This is a genomic window from Pantoea sp. WMus005, assembly GCF_013415305.1.
In the GTDB taxonomy this organism is placed as follows: Bacteria; Pseudomonadota; Gammaproteobacteria; order Enterobacterales; family Enterobacteriaceae; genus Pantoea; species Pantoea rara.
The window spans coordinates 2,066,455-2,078,807 of the sequence record NZ_JACBXU010000001.1; the positions used below are offsets into that span (position 1 = coordinate 2,066,455).

The window sequence follows — 12,353 nt, forward strand, 5'->3', positions numbered from 1 at the left end:
GATGAGGAAGGGAAAGAGAGAGGCCTGATGGCGGGCATGACAACATAACACTGCACTCCTTTGGTGCTTCAGGCGTCAAAGGAGTGCATTTATACAGATTATTCTGATAAAGCTGCGCAATAAAGGTGCAACTCAGCTTTCAGATGTTACCGGCACGCCCGATGCCAGGTCTTCACCTGCCTGCTGCAGCTGATACATCTGCCAGTATCGTCCCTGCAGTGCCAGCAATTGCTGATGGGTACCCTGCTCGACAACGCGGCCACGATGCAGCACCAGAATCTTGTCCGCATCAATAATCGTTGAGAGGCGGTGAGCAATCACCACCAGCGTGCTGTGCTGGCGCAGCCTCTCAAGCGTCTGCTGGATTGCCTGCTCGGTGCCGGAGTCGATATTGGCCGTTGCCTCATCGAGGATCAGTATCTGCGGCAAATCCACCAGCACGCGAGCCAGCGCCAGCAGTTGCTTTTGTCCGACCGACAGATTGTTACCCTGCTCGCCCAGCCGGGTATGAATTCCCTCCGGCAAGGCATGTGCCAGCGGTGCCAGCTGCACTTGCTCCAGCACCGTCCAGACGGCCTCTTCGCTGATATCACGGCCCAGCCGCACATTCGCCAGTAACGTATCGGCCAGCACCACAGGATCCTGCTGCACCATCGCAATACCGCGGCGCAGCACGGCATGGCTCAGCTCGCTAATCGGTCGGTCATCAATACGGATTTCACCGCGCGTCACCGGGTAGTAGCCCATTAGCAGGTTAGCCAGGGTACTTTTGCCGCTGCCGGTATGACCTACCAGCGCCACGAACTCACGCGGAGCGACCTCAAGATTGATATCACTCAGTACATCGCGATTTTCCCGATAGGCAAAACTCAGGTTGTTCAGGGCGATACGACCTGACGTCAATGGCTGCTGATCAGTACCATATTGCTGCTGCGCGGCATCCATCAGCTCGAAGATGCGCTCGCCGGATACCACCGCCTGCTGCAGCATTGATTGCTGCGTGGTCAGCTCAATCAGCGGCTCGTTGAGGCGTCCCAGATAAGTAATAAAGGCATACAGCACCCCCACCTCAAACACGCCCGGCACCGAGAAACTGAACAGGATTAGCAGCCCGCACAGCACCATCGCTGAAAACAGACTCAACAGCGGACGCAATAAAAAGCCATCCAGACGCAGCGTTTCCATGCGCGCCAGATAGTGAGAGCGGCTTGCTTCGCCCATCCGCTCACCAAATCGCGCCTGCTGACGAAACTGCTGAATCACGCTCATGCCGCTGATCACTTCGTTAAAACCGTTGTTGATGTCCGCCAGATAACTGCGAACCCGGCGGGCAATCGGCGTGCTGAAGCGCTGATAGATGAACATCACAATCAGAACCAGCGGGAAGATCATCATCGCCACCAGCGCCATGCGCCAGTCAAGGCTGAACATCGCCACCATCATGGCACCGACCAGTGCGGCGCTGCGCAGTACGGTAGAGACCACCGTGACATAAAGATCGCGGATCACCTCGGTGTCGTTCGTGACGCGCGAAATAAGCTGCCCGACCGGCTGAGTATCAAAAGCGCTCAGCGGCTGGCAGAGTGCCGCATTCATCACGTCGCTGCGCAACCGCTGGACCACACCGATAGCAGCGCGGTTAAACAACAGCGCCTGCCAGTAGTGCAGCCCGGCGGCCAGTAACTGAAGCAGGATAAAACTCACTACCAGTCCGGCGACCAGTCCCCAGGGCATTTGATGTTTCGCCACCAGGTTATCAATAAAGTAGCTGACCAGCACCGGGCCAGTCACTTCCGCTGCGGCAGCGATCCACAGCATCCCTACCGCCAGCGACAGGGATTTACGCCAGGGTTTGCCGTAACTCAGCAGGCGCTTCAGGGTTGGCCACAAGCGTGCAGACTTAGCCATGCGGCACTCCTTTCTCATTTTCATCATCATCCAGCGCCGCTTCCAGTTGCTGGTAACGGTACATGTCACGATACCAGCCAGCCGTGTCGGCCAGCGTGTCATGGTCTCCGCGCTGAGCCACACTGCCCTGCTGCAGCACCAGAATTTCACTGGCTTCTGTCAGCGCCGACAGGCGATGTGCGCTGATAATCAGCGTGCGTCCCTGCCCCCAGATACGCAGGTTATGCAGGATCTCGTGTTCGGTACGTCCATCCACTGCAGACAGCGCGTCATCCAGAATCAGGATTTCAGCATTCAGCAGCAGTGCCCGGGCAATTGAAAGACGCTGCTTTTGTCCACCGGACAGCATCACACCGCGCTCCCCGACTTCCGTTTCATAGCCCTGGGGCAGACGCAGGATATCCTCATGAACGCAGGCCAGCGTGGCCGCATGTTCAATCTCCTGCTGGGTTGCACCCGGTTTCCCCAGCGCAATATTGTTCGCCACACTGTCGGAGAATAAAAATGGCGTCTGACTGACCACGGCCAGACGGCTGCGCCAGCTGTCGAGCCGCAGTTGCGGCAGCGGGATTTGATGATAGCGGATGTCGCCCTGCTGAATATCGAAGTGGCGCTGAATCAGGCTGAGCAGTGTGCTTTTACCACTGCCGGTTGGCCCGCACAGACCCAGCATCTCGCCGGGTTTGAGCTGGAAGCTGACATCGCTTAACACCGGAGCCGCGCTGGCCGGATAGTGAAAGGCGCGTATCGCGACCTGCAGCGTGCCAGGATCCGGTGGCAGTGACTTCTCACCATCTTCCACCGCTGGTGCTTCCGCCAGCAGTGCGCCGATGCGACTCCAGGCGGCGCTGCCACGTTCGACAATATTAAACATCCACGCCAGCGCCAGCATCGGCCAAATCATCAGGCCGAGATACATCACAAAGCTGGTGAGCTGCCCCAGCGTCATCTGGTCATGCCACACCAGCCAGCTGCCGCCGCCAATCGCCAGCAGGTTTGAGAAGCCGATAGCGATGTAGATAGTGGGATCGAAGCGGGCATCCACCCGCGCCACGCGCAGGTTTTTCTCGCCAGTATCGCGGGCGATGTCGGAAAACTGCTGCGACTGATGCTGTTCAAGGCCAAAGGATTTGATCATCCGGATACTGGTCAGGCTTTCCTGCGTCTGATCGTTGAGGCTGGAGAAGGCCGCCTGTGCCAGCTTGAAACGATGATGCAGCTGATTGCCATAACGATGGATTACGATGGCCATAATCGGCATTGGTACCAGGGCCAGCAACGTCAGCTGCCAGCTGATCTGCGTACTCATCACCAGCAGCACCACACAACCCATGACCAGCGAGTCGACCAGCGTCAGTACCCCTTCCCCGGCGGCAAACACCACCCGATCTACGTCGTTAGTGGCGCGCGCAATCAGATCGCCGGTACGATGACGCAGATAAAAAGCCGGTTGCTGACGACTCAGCTGGCGGTAAAAATCCTCGCGCAGCTCAACTGCCAGTTGGTAGGAGGCTCCAAACAGCAATACGCGCCAGACGTAGCGCAGCAGATAGACCACGACTGAGGTGGCCAGCATGATCCCAATCCACATCATAATGCGGCTGGTACTCATGTTGTCACGCGTCACGCCATCAACAATGACCCCGACCACATGCGGCGGCAGCAACTGCAGAATAGCAATCACAATCAGCAGGATGACTGCGCCCAGATAGCGTCGCCACTCCCGCAGAAAATACCAACTTAACTGGCTGAATAATCTCACAACGCTGTTCTCAATCTCAGGCCCTCACGGGGCGACAGGTAAAGCCGTGGTGTATTTAATCTCTTCCATGGCAAAGCTGGATGTCACATCAATAAGGCCGGGCATCCCATTCACTAATCGCTTGTAGAACGCATCATAGCTTTTCATATCGGCCACCTGAATGCGCAGCAGGTAATCATACTCGCCTGCCATTCGGTAAAAGGCCATGACCTCCGGCATGCTGCTCACCACCGAGACAAAAGCCTGATACCAGTCGCGGCTGTGCTGCTGTGTTTTCACAAACATAAACGCCGTCAGTGACAGTCCGATTTTATCCCCATCCAGCAGCGCCACCCGGGCGCGAATAATGCCATCATCTTCCAGCTTTTTCAGGCGCTTCCAGCAGGGTGTGGTGGTAAGGTTGACGGCATCCGCCAGCGCCTGCAGCGACAGCGTGCAGTCCTGCTGCAACAGTGAGAGCAGTTTAAGGTCAGTTTTATCTAACATTCGGGGCTCCGAGAGAATCATTTTCTCCATTAGCGCGATTTTAGCGGTAATTTTGCAATCTCTTTTTCCTGCACGTGCCATAAAATAGCCGCATCACTCTTACCGGACGCCTGAGATGCAGACCTGCTGGATTCGCCACGCTATCAACGAAATTAATGCTGATTTCCAACGATCGGCTGAGACTCATTTGATCCGTTTCGATCTGGCGGACTTTCCCGGCATCTGGTTCTATCTGAAAGATGAGAGCACCCACCCCAGTGGCAGTCTTAAACATCGGCTGGCACGATCGCTGTTCCTCTATGGCCTCTCCAACGGCTGGATTAAAGAGAATACGCCGATTATCGAAGCGTCGTCAGGCAGTACTGCCGTATCTGAGGCGTACTTCGCAAGACTGCTGGGCCTGCCGTTTATTGCCGTGATGCCCGCCAGCACGGCGAAGCGTAAAATTGAGCAGATCACGTTTTATGGCGGACAGTGCCATTTTGTCCAGGATCCCTGCCAGCTCTACGCGGAATCTGAACGTCTGGCACATGAGCTGAATGGCCATTTTATGGATCAGTTCACCTACGCTGAACGCGCTACCGACTGGCGCGGCAATAACAATATCGCTGAGAGCATTTTCCGCCAGATGCAGCATGAACCCTATCCGATTCCCCATACAGTCATCATGAGTGCAGGCACAGGCGGCACCTCAGCCACGCTGGGCCGTTATCTCCGTTATCAGGGACTGGAAACGAAACTCCTGGTAGTCGATCCGCAGCATTCAGTGTTCTACGACTACTGGCAACACCGTGATGCCACACTGACCAGCACGCGCGGCAGCATGATCGAGGGGATTGGCCGTCCACGAGTAGAACCGTCTTTTATGCCCGACGTGATCGACGAAATGATCAAAGTGCCGGATGGTGCGACGCTGGCCGCCATGCTGAAGCTGGAAAAGATTCTGGGACGTAAGCCTGGCGCCTCTACCGGCACCAATTTCTGGGGCATGTTGCAGGTGGCAAAACGATTACGGGCAGCGAATCAGCAGGGATCGCTGGTGACCCTGTTGTGCGATAGCGGCGAACGCTATCCTGATAGCTATTATCAGCCTGAATGGGTGGCAAAACATATCGGCGATATCGCACCGTGGCAGCGCGAGCTGGAATAAAAACCCGGACATCCTGTCCGGTTCACGGCAATCCTCAGCATTCGGGGGAATACGCGAGGTCGGGTGTCGCCAGCCAGTGATTTAAATAATGAGACACCGCCTGTGTCTCGCAATGCCCTAACACCGGCAGATGCGGCAGCGCGGCTTTCAGCTGCGCCATCGCATTGCCCATAATGAAGCCCTTCCCGGCCTGTGCCAGCATCTCGCGATCGTTCATCGCATCACCAAATGCCATACAATCCGCCATTGTCAGTGAGAGATGATCACACAGGAGTGCCAGCGCACTGCCTTTGTTACAGCTGGCGGGCAAGACCTCCAGACAATCCACGGCAGAGAAACAGACATTAGCCTCATCGCCCAGTGCGGCATCCAGCTCTGTTTTGAGCTGGCACAGCCGCTGATGCTGATCGATGAAGCAGATTTTTGTCACCTGATGCGCAGGCAGTTTTTTAAGATCGCAGAGCTGATAGCTAAATCCGCTCATCTGATGGGGCACCAGCAGCTCAGGCTGGGGTCGATCGGTAAACCATCCCTGATCGTTGAAAATATGGATTGAGGCGGGCGTCTTCCAGTGGCGGTGGATAACCTCTTCAGCGACGGCAGAAGGCAGATCCCGTGCAAAGATGAGATTGCCTGACTGATCGTGCACGCGTGTGCCATTCCCGGTAATCAGCCAGGCAGGCAGCGTCATTTTTTTTCGTAATATCTGCATTTCCAGCAGATGGCGGCCCGTTGCCAGCGCCAGATTAACGCCTCGCAGATGCAGCGCCTGCAGACTATCCAGCGTCTGCTGACCCACCTGATGATCCGGCAGCAACAATGTGCCATCCATATCGAACGCGGCTAAACGCACCATGATTTACCTCCTGCTGAAAGTTGAACGCCACTATTGCCTGTTAATTACGGAACTAATAGTGAATACTTTAAAAAAACTGTTCCGGTTTTATTATGCGCCAGCTTAACCGCCTTAATCAGTTTCAGCGTCTTTGGCAGCAGAGCCAGGGGGCTCCTCAGCAGACCTGCGTGGCAGAGATGGCACGCCACTGCATCTGCAGCGAACGCCATCTGCGCACGTTGCTGTCTCAGTGGCAGCATGCGGGCTGGCTGAGCTGGCACGGCGAGCCGGGCCGGGGCAAACAGGGGCAATTACAGTTCCTGCGCACGCCTGAACAGTTAAGACAGCAGCTGCTGCAACGGCAGCTCGATGCCGGTGAGGCAGCGGATGCCTTACAACTGCTGGATCTGCCGCCGGAAAGGCTGATCAATATGTTGCGGCCTATGATGGGAGGACAATGGCAGAACGATACACCGGTTATGCGCATACCTTACTATCGGCCAATGGAAAGCACCGAGCCGCGTCAGATTACCGGGCGGGCTGAACAGCATCTGGTTCGCCAGATCTATTCCGGTCTGACCCGTTTCGAGCAGGATGAGCCGGTCGGCGACCTGGCGCATCACTGGCAGCACGATGAAGAATCATGTCGCTGGTTATTCTGGTTACGGCCTCAGTTGATGTGGCACAACAACGAGCCGATGCAGGCCGCGCAACTGGTGACACAGTTCCGCCAGCTGTTACGAGATACGCGCGTCAGTGCGCTGCTGGCCGATGTAATTAGCGTGGATGCCCCCCATCCGCTTACGCTGCGTTTTGTATTGCGGCGCCCGGACTTCTGGCTGCCCCATCGCCTCGCACACGTGTTGTGCCTGCTGCACCACCCTGATGAACCCGCCACGGGTAGCGGGCCGTGGAAACGGGCGCACTTCAGCGCCGAACTGGTCAGGATTGAAAGTCATGCACGCTGGCATCTGCAGCGCCCGCTGTTGCAGGCGGTGGAGTACTGGATTACCCCTCAGCTGTTTGATCCCACTCTCGGCAGCAGCTGTCGTCATCCGGTGCAGATTGCGATAGGCGATGCTTCAGAGCTCAGGACGTTGCAACCGGTCAGCAGCAGCATCAGTCTGGGCTTCTGTTATCTGGTCTGTCGACCGCGAGCCGGATTTACACCCGATCAGGCACGCTTGCTTTTCCAGCTGATCCAGCAAAGTGGCATCGTCAGCCGGTTGCCACTGGATGAGGGCTTGATTACCCCCAGCAACGAGCTGTTACCCGGCTGGGATGTACCGCTGATTGAAACGGTCCCGGTCCCCCTGCCGGCGACCCTGACGCTGCACTATCAGCTACCTGTTGAGCTGCATCAGATGTCCCAGGCGCTGGTCACATTGTTAAAACAGCACGGCTGCACCCTGAACGTCGTTTTTCATCCGGTTAAAAGCTGGCACTGCATCAATCAGCTTGATGAGGCGGATATCGTGATGGGCGATCGACTGATTGGCGATTCGCCGGTCTTTACGCTGGCCAACTGGTTGCAGATTGACCCGCTATGGCGACGATTGTGGCCTACATCGCAGGGCGAAGAAGTACAGGCGCAACTGCTGGCGATACAGCAGATAGCGGATAGCCACATTCGAACGCGCGCGCTGCATCAGCTTTATCATCAGTTGATGACGGGCGGCATCCTGCTGCCGCTGTTTAATTATCGCTACCAAATCTACGCGCCGTCTGGCGTCGAGGGGATTGAAATGAACACGCTGGGCTGGTTCGATTTCAACCGGGCATGGATTCCGCCGCCCATTGATCCACCCTGAAGCTGTTCAGCAGAGGACTGAGGCATTACCATAAGCGCAAAATTAATGATCAGGAAAACACCATGAAACGCGCTGTTGTAGTTTTCAGCGGTGGACAAGACTCCACTACCTGCCTGATTCAGGCTTTGCAGCAATATGATGAAGTTCATTGCGTCACTTTCGACTATGGACAACGCCATCGGGAAGAGATCGATGTCGCCCGTGATCTGGCGAGTAAACTGGGTGCCGTCGCGCATAAAGTACTGGATGTCACCATGCTGAACGAACTCGCCGTCAGCAGCCTGACGCGGGATAACATTCCGGTGCCGGCTTACAATCCTGAGGCCAGTGGATTACCCAGTACGTTCGTACCAGGACGCAATATTCTCTTTCTGACGCTGGCCTCGGTTTACGCTTATCAGGTCGAAGCGGAAGCGGTCATTACCGGTGTCTGCGAGACCGATTTCTCCGGCTACCCTGATTGCCGTGATGAGTTTGTCAGAGCGCTGAACCATGCAGTGTCGCTTGGTATGGCGCGCGAAGTTCGTTTTGAGACGCCACTGATGTGGCTCAACAAAGCGGAAACCTGGGCGCTGGCGGATTACTGGCAACAGCTTACGCTGGTACGCGAGCAGACGCTGACCTGCTATAACGGCGTGAAAGGTGACGGATGTGGTGAGTGTGCAGCCTGTCATTTACGCGCTAATGGCTTGCAGGGTTATCTCACCGATCGTGCAGGCGTAATGGCTGCTATGAAAGCAAAAAGCGGCCTTAGCTAAGGCTGTCTGGCGTGGCGGCAGAGAATCTGGTTTGCCGCCTCGTTATCAGCTCATGCCATCAAACGCATCAATCTTTCGCGTAACTCACCTTCCAGCACAACCGCCTTCTGGGTCCGCAAATCAATACAGACAAACGTGAGTGCGGCATCCGCCACCACGGTATCCTGACCAGCCAGCAAAACCCGCTGCGCAATAATGCCACTTTTGCCATTCAACTGCGTGATCTCACTGTCGATAGTCAGTACGTCGCCCAGCACCGCCGGGCGACGATAATTGATGTTGATGTTGACCACCACAAAAGCCAGTTTCTGTTCCTGCAACCAATGGAATGCTTCAACCTCTTCGAGCCATTGCCAGCGCGCTTCCTCAAGAAACTCAAGATAGCGCGCATTATTGACGTGCTGATAGACATCCAGATGATAGCCGCGCACTTTTATGATGGTCTGCATGGTCATGCTCTCCTGCTGTGAGTTAACTGGTTGGACCTGTTCACTTTAGCAGAGTCGCCTCGTTAGCGTGAGTTAAGCATCACAGATGTGTAGTGCCTCACAATTTCATCCGGGAAGCATTGCGTTCTATCAGCGCATTGCCGATACCCGGCACTTCACTGAGTTGCTGAATCGCGCTAAACGGGCCGTACTGTTCGCGATAGCTCACTATCGCCTGGGCTTTTTTAAGTCCCACCCCATTCATGACGGCAGACAGCTGTTCGGCTGTCGCTTCATTGATGCTGACCTGTTCCTGCTGTGGCTGTGCTGCGGCCTCCGGCTTCGCCGCAGGGTGTGCGTTCTGCGTGACAGCGGTGCTGGAAGGTTCAGGTGCCGCAGAGACGCTGTTGTGACAGAGTGCGCCACCCAGCGCGAGCGAAAGATAGAGGGCAATAATTTTAGGTTTAGCCATGCTGTGTTTCTCCTTGTGTGTAAACAGCAGCGACAGAGTGGCATTACTGCGCACAAGGCTCAAAAGCGGGATTTCAGAAATGGAAAAGGCCGCGAATGCGGCCTTTGATTGTTACAGTCGTTGCGAATTTTCTGCGAAGCTTACTGCATTTGCGCAGCAGCGCCGTACTTAATTTTGGCCTCTTTACGCAGGTTTTGCAGTAACGCTTCAAACGTCAGTTGCGCATTGTTCTGCGTGACGCCTTTGACCATTTCGTCAATCTGCGCCTGCGGCATGCTGCCGGTTTTAACCTTATCAACCGCCACCAGGACTACATTGCCCTGCATATCTTCGCTCACACCCCAGGAAGGTTTATTTTCCGCAGGCTGAGGCAGATTAAAGGCAGCCTGTGCGACCGGGTCCTGCGCATTACGATCAACGGTTTTGCTGGCGCTCAGGGTCAGGCCCGCAGCGGTCAGTGCATCCTGCTTACCGGCTTTGAGGTCGGCCAGCAGTTTATCAGCCTGGGCTTTCGCCTGCTGAGTTGCTTTGTCATGCTTAAGCGTGTCGGTGATCTGCGCCTTAATCTGATCCAGCGGTTTCACCGTTTCCGGTTTGTGCTCGCTTATACGCAGCACAAAGGCACGATCGCCATCAACAGTGATGATATCGGAGTTGTTGCCCGGCGCGCCGTTTTGCCCCACCAGCCCCCCGTTAAAGATCGCCTGCTTAACCGCATCGAAATTAAGCGCATCTGGCAGCGTATCCTGACTGAACCAGCCGGTCTCTTTCGCTTTCAGACCAGAAGCCTGCTCAGCACCCGCCAGTGACTCATTGTCATTGCTGGCTGCTTCGCTGACTTTTTGCTGCAGTTTGTAGAAGGCATCAACGCCCTTCTCCTGCTTCACTTTCGCGGCAATGGCGCTGCGAACATCATCCAGCGGTTTAACCTGCTCTGGCTGAATATCGTCAAGACGCACAACCAGGAAACCCACTGACGATTTAATTACGCCGGACATCTGGCCTTTCTCAGTCAGACCGGCATTTTTCAGCTCATCGGGGGTCGTTGACGGTTCCAGCCAGCCCATATCACCGCCCTTACGCGCAGAGATGGGGTCGATTGATTTGGCTTTCGCCACATCCGCGAAGTTAGCGCCACCTTTTAGCTGAGCCAGTACCGCATTGGCATCGGCTTCAGTTTTGGTCTGAATCACGCTGTAGCGCGTACGCTGTGGCTGCGAGTAATCCGCTTTATGCTGGTCGTACCATGCCTGGATATCTGCCTCGCTGGCATCCTGCTGCATGCTGGCGGCATCCATCAGGATGTAGCTGACACGGTATTGTTCCGGTGCCATAAAGCTGGTCTTATGCTGCTGATAATACTGACTGATTTCGTCATCGGTGACGGCTTGCTTCGCCGCCAGTGCATTGACGTCCAGTGTCGCCTGACGAATATCGCGCTGCTGTGAAACCAGGTCCACCAGTCGGCTCGCTTCGCCTTTCAGCGTAAAGTCGGTGTTAGCTACGGCATTGATCAACTGCTGATTGGAGAGTTGCTTACGCAGCGCTTCAGCATACTGGTCGGCGCTAAAACCCATATTGCCGATCAGAGCCAGATATTTGCCGTTGTCGAACTTGCCGTTGGTCTGGAAAGCCTGCTGATTGAAGATAGCCTGCTTAACCTGATCGTCGCTGATGCTGAGGTGGAGATCTTTGATGTAGCTATCGAGTAGCGCCTGATCGATTAACTGAGACAGCGCCTGCTGGCGGATCTGCTGCATATAGCCATCGTTGCTGGCCAGCTGCGAGAACTGGTCGCCCAGCATCTGCTGCTGACGACTGCGTTCGCTGTTGAACGCCTGCTCCAGCTGTCCACGGCTAATCTCCTGACCGTTAACTTTGGCCGCATAGTCGTTATTGCCGCCAATCAGATAGTTGCCAACGCCCGTCAGCACAAAGGAGACCATAATCAGTCCCAAAATAATCTTGAGCACGACATTGTTCGACGCCGCGCGTAAATTGTCCATCATGGTATGGCAACACTCCGCTGTAGTGTGAATGTAAAGCTCGGTCGCAATTCGCCAGTGGCTGGCGACTCACGCAACTGCTGGCTTAGCTGGCAGTCTCAATCCGGTCCAGGTCCATCTTTCGGCCCGATTATCACCGGTTAAAACAAAAAAGGCACATCTGATTGATGTGCCCGTATGTTACATGAGAACGGGTTAATCGTCCTCTAATCCACTGAAGAAAATGCGTCAATGAATCTATTCGTTGTTATTAATTGACAGCGTCTTTCAATGCTTTACCCGCACGGAAACCGGGTACTTTACCGGCTGGGATGGTGATCTCTTTACCCGTCTGCGGGTTGCGGCCGGTACGTGCAGCGCGGTCACGCACAGAGAATGTGCCGAAACCAACCAGAGCCACTTCATCACCGTCTTTTAGTGCATCTGAAACTGAGCCCATAAATGCATCTAAAACACGTCCCGCTGCAGCTTTAGAAATATCAGCATCGGCAGCAATTTTGTCGATCAATTGTGACTTATTCACTCTATTCATCCCCTCTTTTATTATTTCACATCGTACCCTGCATCCGGCCAGGTACGAACGCGCAGCAAGTTATATCAAGCCTGTGGAGCCGAAACAACGGAATTTCTCTGAGAACGTCGCGTCGGCAGCCACCTAAATTAGCGGCACAAAAAAAAGCTGGCAAGCGCCAATTGCCTTGCCAGCTCCGCTTTTTAACGGTTTTTGCCGTTAATCA

At 55.2% G+C, this 12,353-nt stretch carries 11 protein-coding genes; 3 read left to right on the top strand and 8 right to left on the bottom strand.

Annotated features, from left to right (window positions below):
• Positions 1 to 132 precede the first annotated feature (132 nt).
• From HZZ01_RS09530 to HZZ01_RS09540, 3 genes are read right to left on the bottom strand one after another with little or no spacing between them, the layout of a single operon-like run.
• Positions 133 to 1,908: a SmdB family multidrug efflux ABC transporter permease/ATP-binding protein gene (locus HZZ01_RS09530; RefSeq protein WP_179896719.1), complete on the bottom strand. Its 1,776-nt coding sequence runs from the start codon at positions 1,906 to 1,908 to the stop codon at positions 133 to 135.
• Positions 1,901 to 3,670 carry a SmdA family multidrug ABC transporter permease/ATP-binding protein gene (locus tag HZZ01_RS09535; protein ID WP_179896721.1) on the bottom strand — a complete coding sequence of 590 codons (1,770 nt, stop codon included), beginning with the start codon at positions 3,668 to 3,670 and terminating at the stop codon, positions 1,901 to 1,903. The genes HZZ01_RS09530 and HZZ01_RS09535 overlap by 8 nt, the downstream gene beginning before the upstream one ends.
• 24 nt (positions 3,671 to 3,694) lie before the next feature.
• On the bottom strand, positions 3,695 to 4,156 hold the full coding sequence (locus HZZ01_RS09540; protein ID WP_090963233.1) for an Lrp/AsnC family transcriptional regulator: 462 nt from the start codon (positions 4,154 to 4,156) through the stop codon (positions 3,695 to 3,697).
• Positions 4,157 to 4,271: 115 nt separating this feature from the next.
• On the opposite strand from HZZ01_RS09540, the gene HZZ01_RS09545 reads away from it, so the two are divergent.
• A complete protein-coding gene (locus HZZ01_RS09545) occupies positions 4,272 to 5,306 on the top strand; it encodes a PLP-dependent cysteine synthase family protein (protein ID WP_179896723.1) in 1,035 nt (344 codons plus the stop codon).
• A gap of 34 nt (positions 5,307 to 5,340) precedes the next feature.
• Here the strand turns inward: HZZ01_RS09545 and cof are convergent, their stop codons facing one another.
• On the bottom strand, positions 5,341 to 6,162 hold the full coding sequence (gene cof / locus HZZ01_RS09550) for an HMP-PP phosphatase (RefSeq protein ID WP_179896725.1): 822 nt from the start codon (positions 6,160 to 6,162) through the stop codon (positions 5,341 to 5,343).
• Between the two features lie 92 nt (positions 6,163 to 6,254).
• Between cof and HZZ01_RS09555 the strand changes: the two genes are divergently transcribed.
• Together HZZ01_RS09555 and queC are read left to right on the top strand one after the other, a co-directional pair.
• Positions 6,255 to 7,952: an SgrR family transcriptional regulator gene (locus HZZ01_RS09555; RefSeq protein ID WP_179896727.1), complete on the top strand. Its 1,698-nt coding sequence runs from the start codon at positions 6,255 to 6,257 to the stop codon at positions 7,950 to 7,952.
• 62 nt (positions 7,953 to 8,014) lie between these two features.
• The gene (gene queC, locus HZZ01_RS09560; RefSeq protein ID WP_179896729.1) at positions 8,015 to 8,710 is read left to right on the top strand and encodes a 7-cyano-7-deazaguanine synthase QueC; all 696 of its coding nucleotides are present in this window, start codon (positions 8,015 to 8,017) and stop codon (positions 8,708 to 8,710) included.
• Positions 8,711 to 8,760: 50 nt separating this feature from the next.
• Here queC and HZZ01_RS09565 read toward each other — a convergent pair whose 3' ends face one another.
• The 4 genes from HZZ01_RS09565 to hupB all read right to left on the bottom strand — a co-directional run bounded on the left by HZZ01_RS09565 (position 8,761) and on the right by hupB (position 12,139).
• Positions 8,761 to 9,159, bottom strand: a complete 399-nt coding sequence (locus HZZ01_RS09565) for a thioesterase family protein (RefSeq protein ID WP_179896731.1) — start codon at positions 9,157 to 9,159, stop codon at positions 8,761 to 8,763.
• A gap of 97 nt (positions 9,160 to 9,256) precedes the next feature.
• The gene (locus HZZ01_RS09570) at positions 9,257 to 9,610 is read right to left on the bottom strand and encodes a helix-hairpin-helix domain-containing protein (RefSeq protein WP_179896733.1); all 354 of its coding nucleotides are present in this window, start codon (positions 9,608 to 9,610) and stop codon (positions 9,257 to 9,259) included.
• A 140-nt stretch (positions 9,611 to 9,750) separates the two neighbouring features.
• The gene (gene ppiD, locus HZZ01_RS09575) at positions 9,751 to 11,619 is read right to left on the bottom strand and encodes a peptidylprolyl isomerase (RefSeq protein WP_179896735.1); all 1,869 of its coding nucleotides are present in this window, start codon (positions 11,617 to 11,619) and stop codon (positions 9,751 to 9,753) included.
• 247 nt (positions 11,620 to 11,866) lie between these two features.
• The gene (gene hupB, locus HZZ01_RS09580; RefSeq protein ID WP_009091701.1) at positions 11,867 to 12,139 is read right to left on the bottom strand and encodes a nucleoid-associated protein HU-beta; all 273 of its coding nucleotides are present in this window, start codon (positions 12,137 to 12,139) and stop codon (positions 11,867 to 11,869) included.
• Positions 12,140 to 12,353: the final 214 nt, after the last annotated feature.